Here is a 17,531-nt window from a genome sequence, read left to right on the forward strand (position 1 = left end):
AACGCGGGTTAGTTTTCTACCGTCGCAGTTTCTTCGGTCGCGTTGCCTGTCGCGTCAGTTTCGTCGTCTTCCTCGGTGTCCTCGATACTGTCTTCAGTCGATTCGTCGGTACTGTTCTCGGTCGAGTCTTCAGTACCGTCTTCGGTCGACTGTTCGGTTTCGGATTCGGTCGACTGTTCGGTTTCGGATTCGGTCGACTGTTCGGTTTCGGATTCGGTCGACTGTTCGGTTTCGTCTTCAGTCGACTGTTCGGTTTCCTCGTCAGTCGACTGTTCGGTTTCGTCTTCAGTCGACTGTTCGGTCTCGGATTCAGTCGACTGTTCGGTTTCCTCGTCAGTCGTTTCAGTCGTTTCTTCGGTGTCGTTCGCGGGCGGCTCTTCGGTTTCGTCCTCAATCGGTTCTTCAGTGTCGTTTGCCGGCGGCTCTTCAGTCTCGTCTTCGGTCGGCTCCTCAGTATCGTTCGCTGGCGGCTCTTCGGTCTCGTCCTCAGTCGGCTCCTCTGTCTCGTTTGCGGGCGGCTCTTCGGTCTCGTCCTCAGTCGGTTCCTCGGTCTCGTTTGCGGGTGGCTCTTCAGTCTCGTCTTCAGTCGGCTCCTCTGTCTCGTTTGCGGGCGGTTCTTCAGGCGTGTCGACAGCCGATTCGATGGTGATTTCGCCGAACGCACCGTCGTCACGCGTGAAGACACTGTGGACGTATGTGTCCGGTTCGACACCGGTCGTGTCGACGGTGAACGTCACGTCAGTGGATTCGTTCGCGTCGAGGGTCACGGACTCGGTGGCAAGCGGCTGGCCGCCGAGTCGGAACTCGACTGTCTGGGTCGTGTTGAAGTCGTTCGGGTTGGCGACGGACGCGTCGACGGTGATGTTGTCACCGGCGGTGGCGTTCGTCGGTGCATCGAGGCTCTCCAGTGTGAATGAGTCAGAGACGGTCACGGCGGCGACCTGACCGTCGTCGCTGGTGAAGACACCGTGGCGGTAGTCACCGGGTTCGATGTCGGTCGTGTCCGCGGAGAACTGAACGACACTGGTTTCGTTTGGCTCAAGTGTGACGAGCGTCCGGTCGACGACAGCGCCGTCGAACCGGAACGCCACGGACTCAGTTACCGTGGTGTTCTCGTTGTTCGTGACCGTCGCGGCCACGTCAGCGGTCGAGTTCGGTGCGACGCTCTCTGGAGCGGTCAGGGAGGCAACAGTGACCCCTGTGTTCCCGGCTTGTTCTGTCGGCGATTCCTGTTGCGCTGTCACGCCCGGTACAGCCCCGACCTGTGCGGTGAGGCCACCGACGACGAGTAGCGCAGCGAAAACGGCGAGTGTACGAGTTTGTATCATGAGTTGGTTCTGCAGTGATCGGAAGGCAATGCGAACGATGCAACGGGTGAACGACACATAAACCGGCGAGACAGTTCACTTGAGTATAACAACCTGCTAAGCTGTCTTCTGGTATCGCCGGCTGGAAAAAATGAGATTGAGTAACGCTTACGCAACGGTAAATTGTTTTGTCGGTAGTTAAGGACCCAGTCGAGGAGCATACTCTTGTAGCAAGAATACTGCGAGCAGCCGGTATGCTCGGCCATTTCGAATAAGCACGTTACCGAGTAACGCACAAACGATGGTCGTAGCCACCCGATGGATCCAGACCGGGAGTGACGACCCGCTCTCGGCGCTGCCCTTTCGACACCGGTTTACCCGTCGACAGCAGATGGTCCGATGATATGCGCGTGACGTTTCTCGGGACGAGTGGGGCCGTGCCGACGACCCAGCGCAACACGAGCAGCATCTTCTGTAACCGCGACGGCGACTACCTGCTCTTCGACTGTGGCGAGGGGACACAGCGCCAGATGATGCGCTACGGCACCGGCTTCGCCATCGACCACCTGTTCGTCACGCACCTCCACGGCGACCACGTCCTCGGAATTCCGGGACTGCTCCAGACGTGGGATTTCAACGAGCGCGACCGCCCAATCGCCATCCACGCTCCGGCGGGTACGCGCGGCAACATCAAGCAACTCATCCAGGCCAACGGGACGACACCCTCGTTTCCCGTCCGCATCAACGAGGTGTCGGCCGGCGATGTCGTCCTCGACCGGCCGGAATACGAGGTCCGGGCCATCGAGACGGCACACCGCTGTGCCAGCGTCGGCTACGTCCTCGACGAGGACGACCGGAAGGGGAAGTTCGACCGGGAGAAAGCCGAAGAGGAGTTCGGCATTCCCCCGGGACCGAAATACTCCAAACTCCACCGCGGGGAGGCCGTCGAGCACGAGGGCAAGACCATCCAGCCGGAGGCCGTCGTCGGTCCGCCCCGTCCCGGCCGACGGTTCGTCTACACCGGCGACACGCTCCCGAAAGAGAGCGTCATCGATGCCAGTGAGGGCGCGGACCTGCTCGTCCACGACGCCACCTTCGCCGAGGACCGGAAAGAGCGGGCGAAGGCGACGGCCCACTCCACCGCCCGGGAAGCCGCTGACGTGGCGCGCCAGGCCGGTGCATCGACGCTCGCGCTGACACACATCTCGACGCGCTACGCCGCGAGCGCCGACCAGTTAGTCGAGGAGGCCCGCGACGCCTTCGACGGCGAGGTCGTGCTTGCGGAGGACGGGATGGAACGGCGCGTCGAGTTCCCGGATGCGGACGAGTACTGATGAAATAGTGCAGCATTTATTCCTCGAAGCGATAGCGCAGCCATGACGCACCGATTAGTCCACGTCGGTCTGGGCGGACAGGGGTCCACCTGGGCGACGGACGCGCTTCCACCGAACGTCGACGACGGCCGTATCGAGGTCGTCGCCGCGGTTGACACCGACCCCGAACGGCACGAACTGGCCGAACGGGAACTCGGGCTGTCGCCCGAGGAGTGCTACACCGACCTCGACACCGCGCTCTCGGAGCACCCGGCGGACAGCTGTTCTATCGTGACGCCGCCGTCGACCCACGAGGCCGTGGTCGAGACGGCACTTGCCCACGACCTCCACATCATCTCAGAGAAGCCGATTGCCGACACGCTGGAGGCCTCGGTCCGGGTCGCCGAGAAGGTCGACGCGGCCGGCAAGAAGATGGGTGTCACGATGAGTCACCGCTTCGACCGGGACAAGACGACGTTCCGGCGCGCCGTCGAGGCGGCCGGCGACATCGACTATCTGACGGCCCGGTATACGGGCAACGTCCGCGAACGGGGCTTCTATGCCGACTACGTCTACGAGATGGCCGATATGCTCCTGCTCGACGGCGCAATCCACCACCTCGACATCCTCGCGTCGCTGGCCGATTCACCCTGCGAGCGGGTGTACGCCGAAACGTGGACGCCCGACGGGGCCGACTACGACGGTGACTGCACCGGCTTCGTGACGCTGCACTTCGCTGACGGGACCCGCGCCCAGTACGAGGGTAGTTACGCCAACGCGACGACGCTGAACGGCTGGGGCCACGAGCAGTTCCGCGCCGAGTGCGACGATCAGACTGTCGTCCTCGACCGCCGCGACGTCGAGCGGTTCCACGCCGACGCCTACGACGTTGGGAACTTCGACAGCATCGGCAAGGGTGACGGCGAGACGGTGCCGCTGGCCAAGCGGCCCCACTGGAAAAACGCCTGGCTCATCGAGCAGTTCTGTGACTGGGTCGACGGCGGTGAGCCGATGCCGACGAACGTCGACAGTGTCCTCGAATCGATGGCTATCGTCTTCGCTGCCATCGAGAGCAGCGAAACCGGTGAGGCCGTCGACGTGCAGGCACTGCTTGAGGACGCCCGCGCGAACGCCTGAGACATGCAGTCGTGCTTACACTGATTCGCCGCTGAATACATCGCCACGTGGCTCGTACTCCATCTCCTCACAGACAGCGGCAGCCACGTCCGTGCCCCACTCGCGCTCGACAAGATGGACCGCGAGGTCCAGCCCGGACGTGACGCCGCCGCAGGTCAGTACGTCGCCGTCGTCGACGACCCGGGCGTCGACCACGGTCGCGTCGGTCGCTCGCAGGTCGTCGATTGCACCGCCGTGAGTCACTGCGGGGCGGCCGTCGAGCAGGCCGGCCCGCGAGAGGACCATGCCGCCGGTACAGACCCCAGCGACAGTCGCGCCGCGCTTGTGGGCCGCCGCGACGGCGTCGGGCAGGTCCCCACGCTCAGTCTCCGTCCAGACGCCGGCCTCGCTTCGGTCGTTCCACCCGCCGCCGGCCACGACGAGCAGATCCGGCGTCACGTCGGCGAGGGAGCCGTCGGGTTCGACCCGAAGCCCGTGGCTGGCGGTGACCATCTCCGACTCGCGCACTGAGTGGAGTGTCACGTCCCACGACGCGCCGAAGCGGGCCGCGTTCTCGAACACCTCGTAGGGACCGATGGCGTCCAGTTCGTCGAACCCGTCAAAACAGGCGATTGCGACAGTGTCCATGCCCACAGCAGGGCCGACAGCGGCAAATAGTCCGGTGGTTTCGCGTGGTTCGGTACCACTCGTCAGTATCCCGGAGCGTTCTTTGGCGCCGCCGCCGAGCGAACAGGTATGTCCCACCCGTTGCATATCGTCGACGTGTTCGCGCGGGAACGCTACACCGGGAACCAACTCGCCGTCGTGACGGACGCCGGCGACATCGGCGACGAGGAGATGCAGGCTATCGCCGCCGAGATGAACTACTCGGAGACGACGTTCGTCACCGGCGAGGCGACCGATGGTGCGTGGCCGGTCCGCATCTTCACCCCCGCCGCCGAGATCCCCTTCGCCGGCCATCCGACACTCGGGACGGCACAGGTCATCCGGGACCATCTGGCCGAGGGGCAACCGGAGACGGTGACGCTGGACCTGCCTGTCGGCGACGTGCCGGTCGACGTGCGAGAGCGCGACGGGCGCGAAACGCTGTGGATGACACAGCAGTCGCCGGAGTTCGGCGAGCAGTTGGCCCACGCGGACCTCGCCGCCGTCCTCGGGCTATCGACTGACCGACTGGACCACGATTGGCCGGTCGAAATCGTCTCGACAGGACTGGCGACAATTGTCGTCCCGGTCGCCGACCGCGACACGCTGGCAGCCATCGACTTGGACCGCGACGCCTACGACGCCGTGACCGGCGACCGCGAGGCCAAGAACGTCCTGGCCGTCTGCCGGGACCCGCGAAGCGACGACAACGACCTCGCCGTCCGCGTCTTCGCGCCGTTCTACGACGTGCCGGAAGACCCCGCCACCGGTTCCTCGAACGGCTGTCTGGCCGCGTATCTCGCTCGCCACGACGTTCTGAACGGTCCCGTCGTCGACGCTCGCGTCGAACAGGGCTACGAGATGGGCCGCCCGTCGCTGTTGCACCTCTTGGCCGACGGCAGCGACGACCCGATCAGTGTCCGGGTCGGCGGCAGCGTCGTTCCCGTTGCCCGCGGCGACCTGCTGTAAGTAGCCGCCACAGCGACGCTATCGGCACACTCATTTCACCCCGGCCACAACGCCGCTGCATGGAACTCGCACACACGGCGATTTGCGTCTCGGACCTCGATCGTGCCATGGACTTCTACGGCGCGCTAGGTTTCGAGGAGACCCACCGCTTTACACTCGACGGCGTCGAGAACGTCTATCTCGGCCGGAACGGCGACGCCGATCTGCAACTACGCTACGACCCTGACCGAACGACCCCGGTCGCGCCGAACCGCGCCGACGTGGACCACATCGCGTTCACCGTCGACGATGTCGAGGAAACGTTCGAGACGGCCATCGACGCCGGCGCTGCGCCGGTGCTCGAACCGACCGAAATCGACGCTGCTGACGCCTTCGCCGCCTTCGTCGAGGACCCCGAGGGGTACACGCTGGAGTTCTACCGCTGGGTGTGAGGTAATCAGGGTAAGAGGTAATTGGCGATAACAGTGGAACAGTAACCAGCTTCACCAGTTGACTACCAACCGCTTCGTAGACATCTCACTGTCGGCTGCTCGGTATGCGGTTTCTGTCCGCGAACGAAGTGAGCGGTTCACCGCGCTCGAACGCCGTTCGAGCGCGGCCTTTTTCGCCCACGTTTTTGCACGGGGGTTGAGGGCGCTACGCGCCCTCAACCCCCCCGTGGAAAAAGGTGGTACGCCAGGACTGGGATTTGAACCCAGAATCCCGAAAGGGAACACGCTTTCCAGGCGTGCGCCTTACCGTTCGGCCATCCTGGCTCGCGTTTCGAGAGTGCGAGGGCGGGCGATTAAGGGCTTTCGTTTCCGAACAGCCGCGGCTGCATGCGATAGGCGGCCAGCGTCGCCCCGACGCCGACGGCCAGAGCGACCCCAGCTTTGGCCGGCAGCGACACTGGCGTCCCGGCCAGCAGTTCATAGCCTTGGACGAGAACGAGAAAGGCTAGCCCGCCGACGACGCCCCATAGGAGGCTGGCTTTGGTTCGCGGGTCCATCAGTTCCCTCCACCCCATGTCGGCTCAACAGTCACTGCGCGAACGGCCGGTCGCATACACGAAACGGCGGTCGCCGCGGCTAAAACCCCGCCGGAATCAGAGCAGGAACGTGACGAGCGCCAGCGCGAGGAAGATGACGACGAGGAACTTCGCAACGCGGAAGCTCAGCCCGGCGACGCCGCGGAAACCGGCGATACCGGCAACGAACGCCAGAACCACGAAGACGACAGCGTAGTACAACAGTCCGCCGCCGCCGGACTGCAGCGGAACGGTCACAGCCGGCGGCACAGCGAGCGGGGGCGCTACCATTGAGACCACCCGTGACAGGGCTGTCGGGGCGGGTGAGAGACGATTCGGTCGTGCGCTGCTGTCAGCGATGACATAGTCGACCGTTGGCCCGTGCCCGGCCCCAGTGTTGTGCTTGCAGGGGTGACTGCGTCGTGTGGTCGAACAGGCCGAGAACGGAACTGTCAGAGTGCTCCGGTGCTGGCGTTGATATGGAAGGTCCAGCCACTCGGAGAGACCTTTCGCACGCAGGCCATCGACTGCAGCGAGCGTCACAGTTAGACGAGCACGTCAAGTGTCTCAGTCAGACCAGCACGTCGACCTCGTACCCCTCGGCAGTGAGCGCGTCAAGGAGCGCGTCGACGTGGTCGGGGCCGCGGGTCTCCAGGTCCAGTTCGACCTCGGCGGAACTCATCGCCACGTCGCGGTTGGTCCGGTCGTGCTCGATGGCATAGATGTTGACCTGTTCACGGGTGAGGACTTCGACGAGTTCCTCCAGCGCGCCGGGGCGGTCCTGAAGGACGGTCTGAATCTTGAGATAGCGGCCGGTCTCGACAAGGCCGCGCATGATGACGTTGGTCAGCGTGTTCAGGTCGATGTTCCCGCCACACAGCGCGGGGACTATCGTCTCGTCGTCCTCGAAATCGAATTTCTCCTCCATGACAGCGGCCAGCGCGACGGCCCCCGCGCCTTCAGCGAGCGTCTTCGACCGTTCGAGTAGGGTCGTCAGGGCGACAGCGATCTCGGAGTCAGACACCGTCACGACCTCGTCGACGCGTTCGCTGATGACCTCGAAGGTCTTCTCGCCGACGGTGCGGGTGGCGATGCCGTCGGCGATGGTTTCGACGCTGTCGCGCTCGATGCGGTGGCCTTTTTGCAGGGATTCGGCCACGCTTGAGGCCCCTTCGGCCTGCACGCCGACGACGCGGATGTCTTCGTCTTTGCCCTTGAGCGCCGTGGCGATTCCGCTGATGAGGCCGCCACCGCCGATGGGGACGACAACGGTGTCCACGCTGGGGAGGTCCTCGTATATCTCTAGGCCGATGGTCCCCTGGCCCGCCATCACTCTCTCGTCGTCGAAAGCGTGGACGTAGGTCCGGTCTTCCTCGCGCTCGATCTCGTGGGCGCGTTCGGCGGCGGCATCGTAATCCCGGCCATAGAGGACCACGTCGCCGCCGTAGCTCCGGGTCGCTTTCACTTTCGAGACGGGTGCCCGTTCGGGCATCACGATCTTCGAGTCGACGCCGATTCGCGTGGCGGCCAGTGCGACCCCTTGGGCGTGGTTGCCGGCACTGGCCGTGACGACGCCGGCCTCCCGTTCAGACTCTGAGAGCGACGCGATGCGGTTTGTCGCGCCCCGAACCTTGAACGACCCGGTCCGCTGGAACAGTTCGAGCTTGAGGTGGACATCCGCGCCAGTCATCGCGGAGAACGTATGCGAGTAGTCGAGCGGTGTGTGTCTGGCTGTTTCAGAGACAGTGTCCTGTGCCGCGAGAACGGCCTCAAATGAGAGCATGCGAAAGGGTATTCACTGGACCGTGTTATACTGTCGGCCCGCCGAAACGGCCAGTGGTATCGGGAGAGCGTTGGGACTCACGGGCCAGAGCACCAGAACGGAAAGGGGGGAGCGTGTGACTGCAAACGGGAGAACGAGCGCGATGAACTTAAAGCCAGTCGTAGCGTGGTGAAAGTGAAAGTAGATGACAGCGGTCCGGTGCGATTGGAATACGGGAACGCACGGTACGACTCAGCCGACCGGTCGGACAGAACTGTTTTACTCCCGCTGTGCAAGCACGTAGTAGATGGACACCTGGCAGCGGCGGACGGGGTTGTACGTTCTCGCTCTCGTCGGCATCATCTTCGGGTACGCGCTGGCCTACGACTACGGGATGTCCGCCTTCGAGAACGAGCCGCGGGAGTTCCTGCATTCGCTGCAGGTCGTCGTCGAGACGTTCACGACCACCGGATTCGGCTCTGACGCCCCCTGGGAGAGCACGGGGATGCGTCTGCTCGTCATCGTGATGGACATCACCGGCGTCGTGCTCATTTTCCTCGCGCTCCCTGTCCTGCTCTTCCCGCTGTTCGAGGAAGCCATGGAGACGACCGCCCCGACCACGGTCGAGAACGGCCTCAGCGACCACGTCGTCATCTGTCAGTTTACCCCCCGCGGCGAGACACTCGTGGCAGAGCTGGAGACCTGGGATGTGGACTACGTCATCGTCGAACCGGACCGAAGCCGGGCGAACGACCTTTACGAAGACGGCTATCAGGTCATCCACGCCGACCCGCAATCCGTCGAGGGGCTCGAACAGGCCCGCCTGCCGTCCGCCCGCGCGCTCGTCGCCGACGCCTCGGACCAGATCAACACCAGTATCATCCTCACCGCACGCGAGGTCGACGAGTCGGTCCAGACCGTCAGCGTCGTCAAAGAGCCCGACCGCGCGAAGTACCACGACCTCGCCGGTGCCGACGCGGTCCTGTCGCCGCGCGGGCTCCTCGGCGAAAGTCTCGCCAGCAAGGTCACGACCGGCGTCTCGACGACGCTCGGTGACTCTATCGAAATCGGCGAGGACTTCGACATCGCCGAACTGCCGATCCACCGCGGGAGCGACCTCGTCGGAGCGACCCTCGCTGAGAGCGGCATCCGGGAGCGGACCGGCGTCAACGTCATCGGCGCATGGTTTCGCGGGCAGTTCGTGAGCCCCCCCGACCCCGACGCCGAATTCGACGGCAGTACGGTCCTACTGGTCTCGGGCACTGAAGGGCAATTAGAGCGGCTCAAGGAGATGACCCTCTCCAGCGTGCGTGGCTTCCGCCGTGGGGAAACGGTGGTTATCGGCGCTGGCGAGGTCGGTCAGACCATCGTATCGTCGCTAACGAGAGCTAGCGTGTCACACACGGTACTCGACAAGACCGACGAACCCGGCGTCGACGTTGTCGGCGACGCCACGGAGCCCGGGGACTTGCGGGCTGCCGGCGTCGACGACGCCAGGACGGTGATTTTGGCCCTCTCAGAGGACACTGATACCGAGTTCGCCACGCTGGTCATCCGCGATCTCAACCCCGATGTCGAAATCGTCGCCCGAGCAGAGGAAAGCGGGAACGTCCAGAAGATGTATCGTGCGGGCGCTGACTACGTCCTCGCGCTCTCGACGGTCAGTGGCCGGATGCTCGCCTCCACGATTCTCAAAGACGAGGACGTGATCTCGATGGACCAGCAGGTCGAAATCATCCGTGTCGCTGCAGACGGCCTCGGGAACACGACGCTGGGTGCGGCCGACATCCGGGCACGCACAGGCTGTACGGTCGTCGCCATCGAGCGCAACGGCGCTGTACTCACTGACCTCGGTCCTGAAACGACTATCGAACCGACTGACCAGCTCGTCATCGCCGGCACCGACGACGGCGTCTCGCGGTTCCAGTCGGCGTTTGGCTAACTACTCTACTGGTACCGCCCGCGCCCCTCGATATCATCGAGGCTGGCAAACACCGCGTCGGCGTGGTCGCTCTCGGTCCGGTAGGCGTCTTCTGCGGCCGACAGCAGCCGTTCGGGGTCGTCGGCAGTCCCGGCGAGTGACTGGGCGAGGACGTGGATGTCCATCGCGTGGTCCTCGGCCTCTTGCGTGTAATAGCCGAGGCCGAAGTCGATGAGGAAGGTTCGGTCCGTCCGGCAGCCGCGGCTACCGACCCGGACGTTTCGCGTCGTCGGGTCACCGTGGACGAAGCCGGCGTCGTGGATGCGGGCGAGCCAGCGGCCCACGTCCTCGACGCGCGGTTCGGACAGCCCCTCGCGGAGGTCTGTCTCTCCAACGCGCTGAAAGACGATGCGGGATTCCTGCGGGTCCACGTCACGGACCAGCGGCGTCGGGACGCCGTTCCGCCGGGCCTCGCTGGTGAGCCGGGCCTCCTGTCGGGTCCGCTCTGTCCGGAGGCGCTCATCAAGCGTCGGGTGGCGGTAGCTCCGCGGGACGCGCTCCTTGATAACGCGGTCGCCGTCGAAGCGGACAGTCGCCTCCGCGCCCTGAACTTCGTCGTCCGCCGCCCGATAGCTGTCGACCGACTCCTCGGCTCCTCGCCAGGTGACGGCCACCTCGTCGGGCCGGAAGTTCGAGTCGATACGCGAGTCCTCGATGGCGATGGTGTCCCCGGCCGCGTACATCTTCGCACCGAGTATCGCTATCATACCGGCGTTGTCCCGCAGGAAGCGATTTTCGGGGGCGTAGAACTTCGCGCCGCGTTGCTGACACATCTCGCCGAGCATCCGCTGGAGGCGGTCGTTCTGGCCGACGCCGCCGCCAAGCACGAGTTCGTCAGCGCCGGTCAGCGACAGCGCCCGCTCGGAGACCTCCGTCAGCATCGCGAAAATCGTCTCCTCCATCCCGCGACAGACATCGTCGACCGGAACGCCCTCGTCGACGGCCTGCTTGGCGGCGCTCATGATGCCCGAGAAGGAGAAGTCCATCCCCTTGACGACGTATGGGAGTTCGTGATACTCGCCGTCGCGGGCGTGCTGTTCGACCTTGGGTCCGCCTGGATGCGACCAGCCGATGTGGCGGGTGAACTTGTCGATGGCGTTGCCGACACCGGTGTCCATCGTCTCGCCGAGTACGCGGTACCGGCCGTTCCGGTAGCCGAGGATGTGGGCGTTCGCGCCGGAGGCGTTCAGACACACCGGCGAGTCAAAGCCCGAGCGGTGTCGGCCGACTTCGAGGTGGGCGACCATGTGGTTCACGCCGACCAGCGGCACGTCGAAGCGTTGTGCGACTGCTCTGGCTGCTGTGGCGACGATGCGAAGACAAGGTCCCAGTCCCGGGCCGCGAGCGAAGGCGACGGCGTCGATGGGAGAGCTGTCGGCTCCGTGCTCGTTCGACCCAGCACCAGCCGCCCGCTCGTGTGCGTGCTCGATGGCCGTCTCGACGACATCCGGGATGGCCTCGCCCATGTGTTCGGCGGCCTCGCGCGGGTGGATGCCGCCGCTGTCGGGTGCGTAGGCGTCAGTTTCGATGAAAACGTGGTCGTCGTCGGTTACCCGCGCTGGGTCCGGCGTCTCGAACACCGAAGCACTGGCTGCCCAGGCGGTACCTTCGATACCCAGAATACGCATCGGGCGGCCTTACTTCCACTCGGTGTAGCCGCACTTGCCGCAGTGCTGGCGGTCCTCGTGTTCGGCGAGGACGGTGTCACCACACCGGGGACAGGTTTCGCGGTCGAGTTCGCCGTCGTCGTTGTAGTACTCGTTGTGTGGCATCTATGCTTCCTCCGCTTCCTCTTCGCCGTCGGCGACGATCTTGTTGCGTTCGAGCATGTGGTCCTGCTCGACATCGCGGGCGTACTCGGGGTTGTCGTAGACCTTCGCGTAGCCGACCGTCTTCCGCATGCCGAACTTGGTGTCGAGCTTGTGGATGACGACTTCCTCGGCGTCCTTGTTCAGCGTGGCCGCAAGAGAGTCGCGGACAGAGAGACGGGATGGGGTAGCTTCGTCGTGGACGACCTCGAACCGGACGTCCGTTCGGTGCAACATGGGATTTTCGTCTTCTTCGATGATGTCGATATCCATGGTTCGTTGTCCGTATCTACCCGCCGAAGCGCGTAAAAGGATTTCGAAGCGGTTGACGCCGCTTCGACGGCTGAGCGTCCGCGATTCAGGATTGCCGTCGGCGAGTCAGTTTCGGGTACGCTAGTTTGATGCCGTGTAGCGGCCGGAGACGTTCGTTTTGGCTACGATACCGGTAGCGGGTCAGCACCGAGTCCTTACTGTTCACCCAGTTGCGCAAGCAGGTGCGAGAGGTGGATCCGCTCGTTCGCCGCGTCGACGAGTGCCATGTCCGTCTCGCCGGCCAGCCTGTGGACCTCGGCCAGTCGGTCGCCGGAGTACCGCGACCGAGCCACTGCAAGCATGTCGTCGAGGATGTCCGACGCGCCGTACCCCTCGTCGACCAGTAGGTCGTCGAGCGTCGACCGGGCGTCGGTAAAGCGCCCGTCCTCGGCCGCGTCGAGCATCTGCTCGACCTGGTCGTCGGCTTCGACGGCGTTCAGCGTCTCGAAGGCGGCGTCCATCGTCACCTCGCCTTCGGCTTCGGCGGTTGTCTGGGCGGCAAGCACCGCCGTCCGGAGGTCCCCCTCCGCGTAGCCGGCGACGTACTCGATGCCCTCGTCGTCGTGGTCGACACCCTCTGCGGTGACGATGTCCGCAAGCACCGACGCCGTTTCCTCGTGGGTCGGCTCGCGCATTACGACCGGGAAACACCGCGAGCGGATCGGCGGAATGACTGCTGAGGGCTGGCGCGTTGCGATGACGAACTGCGTCGCCTCGTAGTACTGCTCCATGACCCGACGCAGCGCCTGCTGGAAGTCCTCGCGCATCCCCTCGGCGTTGTCCAGCAGGATGGTCTTGTAGCTGCCCGACACTGGTGAGTAGCTGGCGGACTCCTTGAGGACGTGGTTGATGAGGTCGGCCTTCGATGACTCGCGGCGGCGCTTGCTGTCGATAAACGACGAAAACCGCGGGTCGTTGGCGACCTCTTTTTTCGTCATGTCGAACACGTCGGCGACGTTGAGTTCAGTGAAGTCCGCGTCGGGGTTCTCGTGGACCTCGCGGGCAAAGGCCCGGACGGCGGCCGTCTTCCCGCTCCCTTTCGGCCCGTGAACCAGAAGGTTCATCGGCTCCTCGATAGCTCCCTGCAGGTGCTCGCGGGCCTTCGGCTGGCGGATCTCCGACAACTCCGGGGCGTGTGTCTCCGTCCACAGCGGCGCGTCCATCTGTTGGCACTGGGTATGCCCGGCCCCGACAAGTATCCCGCGGTCACGGGTTCGCAGCACTCGAAGCAGTTGCTCGTCACAGTCGCCCCATAGGATGGGTCGGTGCTGCCGAGCTATTGGACTACAAACAACTACTGAGACGGCATTGACGGTCGTGTCCCGATTACAGCCGGTTATGAGTCTATGCGCTTTGCATCCGGCTGCCAGCCGCACTCCACGCACTCGAACTCCTCGTCGGCTGTTTTGATCACCGGCTCATGGCATTCTTTACATTCCCGGAGGGGGTTGTGGGGCCGAGTGGATGGTCGCGGCATACGTTAACATCCTACACATTCATCTCACATAACCGTTCACTCTACGTACCTAGAATGACCGACGGAACTGAAACTGTATGCCGCCCGTGTACGTCGGTTTCTCGGCTATACTGGGGCTCTCGGATTGCTTGCAGCAAAACCCGCCGGCCGGGAGTGAGCGAACCAGAGTGTTCGCGAACATCGGGCGGCAAACGACCGCAGGGAGTGCGCCGGCCGGGAATTGAACCCGATGGCGAGACTCACTCCGTTCGCCTCGCGTGATTCAATTCCCTGTGGACTGCATTTGCTGCTCGCGAATTGCTCGCAGCAAAATGCGCCGGCCGGGAATTGAACCCGGGCTATTGCCTTGGGAAGGCAATGTCCTACCACTGGACCACCGGCGCGCATCGTTCACTACGTTCACTCGCGCGCCGAGGCTCGCGATTCCTACGGAATCGCTCACCACCGGAGCGCTTCGGTAGACTGCAGGTCTGTCGGACCTGCGAACCCCGTACCGAACTGTGAACAGCGCCCGCACTTGAACGTAGCGCTTCGACTGGACGGCTGTCCGAAAATATCGCGCCGATGGATGGCTATTAGTTCCGTCCGGCCAACCAACAGATATGGCAACAGCCGACTCCGTCGTCCGGGCCGACGACCCGTTCGACCTGACGTTTTCCGAGGCTGAACTGGACGCCCATCGCGACCACATCACGTCGTTCATCGAGGCGCAGGTCGACGCCGCCGGTGTTGACTCCGTCGTGATGGGGCTCTCGGGTGGGATCGACAGCACGCTGGTCTCCCATCTGGCCGTCGAGGCGCTGGGCCGCGATGCCGTCCACGGCCTCGTGATGCCCAGCGAGGCCAACCGCGCGGACAACATGAGCGATGCCGAGCGAGTGGCTAACGACCTGCTGGGCATTGAGTACGACGTTATCGAAATCAATCCGTTGGTCGATTCGTTCCTCGACGCCTACCCCGACGCTGAGGGCGACCAGCTGGCCGTGGGCAATCTCCGCGTTCGCTGTCGAGCGGTGCTGAACTACCTCGTCGGGAACCACGAGGGGGCGCTGGTGCTTGGCACCGGCAACCGCAGCGAGGCGCTGGTGGGCTACTACACGAAGTACGGCGACGGCGCGGTCGACTGCCATCCCATCGCGGCGCTGTACAAACAGCAAGTCCGCCAGCTGGCGAAACACGTCGGTGTCCCGGACGACCTCGCGGAGAAGACCGCCAGCGCCGAGATGTGGTCGGGCCAGACCGACGCCGACGAGATGGGGATGGACTACGACACGCTCGACTCGATTCTCGCCCTGCACATCGACGGCGGCGTTCCGGCGACTGCGACAGCCGACCGGATCGGCGTTCCGATGGCTGCCGTCGAGACTGTCCGTGAAATGTACGAGTCGAGCGCCCACAAGCGGGCGATGCCGCCGGGTCCGGAGCCGCTGTACTGAGCCGACGCTGAGTCGTCAGTGCGGCTTAACGGACCGGGTTCTCCGGACCGCGCCCCAGATACTCCGAGAGGAACGCGTGGACGGTTTCGGCGTCGTAGCTATCCATCGTCAGCTCGTGCTGCCACGCCGTCACCACGTAGGGGGCTCTGGGGTCGTCGTTGGGGTTCGGTGCGACGACGACACTCTGCCAAGTCCCGGTGTGGACGCTGGCGAACTCCCGAAGGCTTTCTCTGGCCTCGGGCGAGATCGTGTCGGGATCGTAGTAGATGATGACTGCACCGTGTTCGAGCGTGTGGACGAGCGAGCCGAGCGCGGGGGTTTCCTCGTAGAACCCGGCGTCAGTCGTCGACGCGTAGTGTGTCCCCGACAGCGGCGGGACTCGCTCGTAGTCGATGTCCGTTCCCTGCTGGACGTGGCTTGTCCCTCGGTTCGGGAACTGTTGGACATCCGCCAGTAGCTCACTGTCCCCCGAGCTAGCAAGCGAAGACGCCTCGATACCGTCGGCCTCGACGCCCTCTCCCCCACCCCCGCTCAGTTGGGTCGCATACGCTGCCAGTCCGATTGCGAGTACGATGACGACGCCGATGATGATCGGTCCCACTGGAAGGTCGCCGTCGTCGTCACTCCCGGTATGTTCATTGACCCGCCGTCTGTCGATAGCGCCCAGTTCACCGTCGTGGGCATCGGCGAGGTGATCGAGATACGCGCCCTCGCCGTCGAACGATTCCCCGCAGTACTCACAGTCAGCCATTGCCAGCCCGTAAGCGAGGGGTGGTCTTGTACTCTTTCCTACCCGTCGTCCGCGTTGAGACCGGCAAAGGCCTGCTGTTCACGGTGTTCCTGTGTTTCCCTGTTGGCGTCGTCCCGTATCCGTTCTTTCAGTACCCGGAGCGCGTCCGCATCGACGGCCGCCAGTTCTTCGGTGACGGCTCGCGGCTCCGTGGTAATCCGCGAGACCAGCCCCATCCGAAGCGCCGTCTCGGCGTCCAGCGTCCGACCCGACAGCGCGATATCCAGAGCCTCGCCGGTCCCGACGATGTCTGGGAGCCGCGCCGTCCCGCCCCACGCACCGAACAGGCCCAGCTTGACACCTGTTTCGGCCAGCGTCGCGTCGGGCGTCGCCACCCGGATATCGCAGGCCAGCGCCAGTTCGACGCCGCCGCCCCGCGCCGCCCCGTCGATACCAGCGACGACCGCCCCGTCGTAGGATTCCAGCGCCCGGGCCACCCGCTGGCCCAGCGCCGCGAACGACTCGGCACTCTCTGAATCGAGAGCCTTGACTTCATCGAGGTCCGCGCCGGCACAGAACGCCGGGCCGGCACCGTGGAGGTACAGCACTGGCTCGGTCGCCGACTCGACCGCCGCTTCGAGGTCTCGCAGCGCGTTGCTCGTGAGCGCGTTGCGCTGGTCGGGTCGGTCGAGCGTCAATGTCCGGATACCATCGCCGCTCGTGGTCTGTACCATGTCTGCTGTGACTCTGCGGTTTCCAAAGGTCTTTGCCCTTCCCGTCGCTAGACCCTCATAATGGAGGAAGTGGCGGCGGTTCGCCGAGCAGCGTTGGCGGCAGTCGACGATGTCGAGCCCGACCGGCTCCACGGGCGTATCGATGCCCACCTCGACGACGCGTCACTGGCGCCCGGCGTCCTGACGCTCGTCAGCGCAGGGGCAACCAGCGATCCGCCGGTCGACCTGGCCGACGGCGTCGCTGACCGGGCTGCCGGCGTCCAACTCATCTACGAGGGACTCTCGCTCACTCGCCAGTTAGCCCACGATGACCCCTGGGTCAACGGCGACCGCGACACGGCCGACCTGGACATCCTCATCGCCGATATCCTCGTCTCCCGTGGCTTCTACCTGCTCGCCAGGACCGAAGCCGCCGACGCCGCCGTCTCCGTCGTCCGTTCGTTCGGTCACGATCAGACGGTCCGCCGGACGACCGACGACGAGAGCCTCGACACTGCGCTCGAAACCGATATCATGGAACTCGCCGTGGTCGCCGGTGTCACTGCTGCCGGCATCCGACCCACACCGACGCTCCGTGAGTACGCGACTGACTTGGCCGTCGACGGCCTGCCGTCGAACGCCGACTTGCTCGGCGAGGACGTGGCCGATGCGCTCCGGGCCCGCGTGGGTGCCGAACAGCCCACCGGCGACGGGACCGAAGCCGCCGCCGACCACTGATACTACTCGGCACACCGGTCCCGAATCGAAACGACTTTAGACAATTGCCGGATACACACTGTTGCGTGCCTGGGTAGCTTAGCGGTAAAGCGCGTCCTTGGTAAGGACGAGACCCCGGATTCAAATTCCGGCCTAGGCTTCTCACGCGAACAAACCGCGCGGAGTTTCATCTCCGCGCAATCTAGTGAGCGTGTGTC

The 17,531-nt window shown here is 64.5% G+C and carries 18 protein-coding genes and 3 tRNA genes; 8 read left to right on the top strand and 13 right to left on the bottom strand.

The features are described from left to right. Positions 1 to 8: 8 nt before the first annotated feature. Positions 9 to 1,328 (bottom strand): hypothetical protein, encoded by a 1,320-nt coding sequence (locus Harman_RS09155; RefSeq protein ID WP_137683494.1) that lies wholly within the window; start codon positions 1,326 to 1,328, stop codon positions 9 to 11. Positions 1,329 to 1,711: 383 nt separating this feature from the next. Between Harman_RS09155 and rnz the strand changes: the two genes are divergently transcribed. Next, complete coding sequence (gene rnz / locus Harman_RS09160; RefSeq protein WP_137683495.1) at positions 1,712 to 2,641, top strand: ribonuclease Z; 930 nt, start codon at positions 1,712 to 1,714, stop codon at positions 2,639 to 2,641. Positions 2,642 to 2,683: 42 nt separating this feature from the next. Then, a complete protein-coding gene (locus Harman_RS09165; protein WP_137683496.1) occupies positions 2,684 to 3,757 on the top strand; it encodes a Gfo/Idh/MocA family protein in 1,074 nt (357 codons plus the stop codon). 15 nt (positions 3,758 to 3,772) lie between these two features. Here Harman_RS09165 and Harman_RS09170 read toward each other — a convergent pair whose 3' ends face one another. Beyond that, a complete protein-coding gene (locus tag Harman_RS09170; RefSeq protein WP_394347815.1) occupies positions 3,773 to 4,384 on the bottom strand; it encodes a DJ-1/PfpI family protein in 612 nt (203 codons plus the stop codon). A 108-nt stretch (positions 4,385 to 4,492) separates the two neighbouring features. On the opposite strand from Harman_RS09170, the gene Harman_RS09175 reads away from it, so the two are divergent. Both Harman_RS09175 and Harman_RS09180 read left to right on the top strand, forming a co-directional pair. Continuing rightward, positions 4,493 to 5,371 (top strand): PhzF family phenazine biosynthesis protein, encoded by an 879-nt coding sequence (locus tag Harman_RS09175; RefSeq protein WP_137683497.1) that lies wholly within the window; start codon positions 4,493 to 4,495, stop codon positions 5,369 to 5,371. A 59-nt stretch (positions 5,372 to 5,430) separates the two neighbouring features. Next, positions 5,431 to 5,802 carry a VOC family protein gene (locus Harman_RS09180; protein WP_137683498.1) on the top strand — a complete coding sequence of 124 codons (372 nt, stop codon included), beginning with the start codon at positions 5,431 to 5,433 and terminating at the stop codon, positions 5,800 to 5,802. 242 nt (positions 5,803 to 6,044) lie between these two features. Here the strand turns inward: Harman_RS09180 and Harman_RS09185 are convergent. The 4 genes from Harman_RS09185 to ilvA form a co-directional block, all read right to left on the bottom strand. Next, a tRNA-Ser gene (locus Harman_RS09185) sits at positions 6,045 to 6,126 on the bottom strand. A gap of 29 nt (positions 6,127 to 6,155) precedes the next feature. Then, a complete protein-coding gene (locus tag Harman_RS09190; RefSeq protein WP_137683499.1) occupies positions 6,156 to 6,359 on the bottom strand; it encodes a hypothetical protein in 204 nt (67 codons plus the stop codon). 96 nt (positions 6,360 to 6,455) lie between these two features. Beyond that, positions 6,456 to 6,668, bottom strand: a complete 213-nt coding sequence (locus tag Harman_RS09195) for a DUF1328 family protein (protein WP_137683500.1) — start codon at positions 6,666 to 6,668, stop codon at positions 6,456 to 6,458. A 280-nt stretch (positions 6,669 to 6,948) separates the two neighbouring features. Beyond that, positions 6,949 to 8,160, bottom strand: coding sequence for a threonine ammonia-lyase (ilvA, locus tag Harman_RS09200; RefSeq protein ID WP_137683501.1), 1,212 nt, complete (start codon positions 8,158 to 8,160; stop codon positions 6,949 to 6,951). 286 nt (positions 8,161 to 8,446) lie between these two features. Between ilvA and Harman_RS09205 the strand changes: the two genes are divergently transcribed. After that, positions 8,447 to 10,081, top strand: coding sequence for a potassium channel family protein (locus Harman_RS09205; protein ID WP_137683502.1), 1,635 nt, complete (start codon positions 8,447 to 8,449; stop codon positions 10,079 to 10,081). Between the two features lie 5 nt (positions 10,082 to 10,086). Here Harman_RS09205 and Harman_RS09210 read toward each other — a convergent pair whose 3' ends face one another. The 5 genes from Harman_RS09210 to Harman_RS09230 form a co-directional block, all read right to left on the bottom strand. Continuing rightward, a complete protein-coding gene (locus Harman_RS09210; RefSeq protein WP_137683503.1) occupies positions 10,087 to 11,748 on the bottom strand; it encodes a bifunctional N(6)-L-threonylcarbamoyladenine synthase/serine/threonine protein kinase in 1,662 nt (553 codons plus the stop codon). A gap of 9 nt (positions 11,749 to 11,757) precedes the next feature. Beyond that, complete coding sequence (locus Harman_RS09215; RefSeq protein WP_004516109.1) at positions 11,758 to 11,892, bottom strand: 30S ribosomal protein S27ae; 135 nt, start codon at positions 11,890 to 11,892, stop codon at positions 11,758 to 11,760. Then, the gene (locus Harman_RS09220; protein WP_004516108.1) at positions 11,893 to 12,201 is read right to left on the bottom strand and encodes a 30S ribosomal protein S24e; all 309 of its coding nucleotides are present in this window, start codon (positions 12,199 to 12,201) and stop codon (positions 11,893 to 11,895) included. It abuts the gene before it with no gap. Between the two features lie 194 nt (positions 12,202 to 12,395). Next, positions 12,396 to 13,403 (bottom strand): AAA family ATPase, encoded by a 1,008-nt coding sequence (locus tag Harman_RS09225; protein WP_137683504.1) that lies wholly within the window; start codon positions 13,401 to 13,403, stop codon positions 12,396 to 12,398. Positions 13,404 to 14,029: 626 nt separating this feature from the next. Beyond that, positions 14,030 to 14,100: transfer RNA gene (locus Harman_RS09230), tRNA-Gly, on the bottom strand. A gap of 219 nt (positions 14,101 to 14,319) precedes the next feature. On the opposite strand from Harman_RS09230, the gene Harman_RS09235 reads away from it, so the two are divergent. Further along, positions 14,320 to 15,153, top strand: coding sequence for an NAD+ synthase (locus Harman_RS09235; protein WP_137683505.1), 834 nt, complete (start codon positions 14,320 to 14,322; stop codon positions 15,151 to 15,153). 25 nt (positions 15,154 to 15,178) lie between these two features. Here the strand turns inward: Harman_RS09235 and Harman_RS09240 are convergent, their stop codons facing one another. Beyond that, positions 15,179 to 15,904: a DUF3105 domain-containing protein gene (locus Harman_RS09240; RefSeq protein WP_137683506.1), complete on the bottom strand. Its 726-nt coding sequence runs from the start codon at positions 15,902 to 15,904 to the stop codon at positions 15,179 to 15,181. A gap of 38 nt (positions 15,905 to 15,942) precedes the next feature. Then, positions 15,943 to 16,617, bottom strand: coding sequence for an enoyl-CoA hydratase/isomerase family protein (locus tag Harman_RS09245; RefSeq protein WP_137683507.1), 675 nt, complete (start codon positions 16,615 to 16,617; stop codon positions 15,943 to 15,945). A 60-nt stretch (positions 16,618 to 16,677) separates the two neighbouring features. Between Harman_RS09245 and Harman_RS09250 the strand changes: the two genes are divergently transcribed. After that, complete coding sequence (locus Harman_RS09250) at positions 16,678 to 17,334, top strand: DUF7114 family protein (protein WP_137683508.1); 657 nt, start codon at positions 16,678 to 16,680, stop codon at positions 17,332 to 17,334. 67 nt (positions 17,335 to 17,401) lie between these two features. Continuing rightward, positions 17,402 to 17,473: transfer RNA gene (locus Harman_RS09255), tRNA-Thr, on the top strand. The last annotated feature ends 58 nt before the right edge of the window (positions 17,474 to 17,531 follow it).

It is taken from the genome of Haloarcula mannanilytica (genome assembly GCF_005406125.1).
GTDB lineage: Archaea > Halobacteriota > Halobacteria > Halobacteriales > Haloarculaceae > Haloarcula > Haloarcula mannanilytica.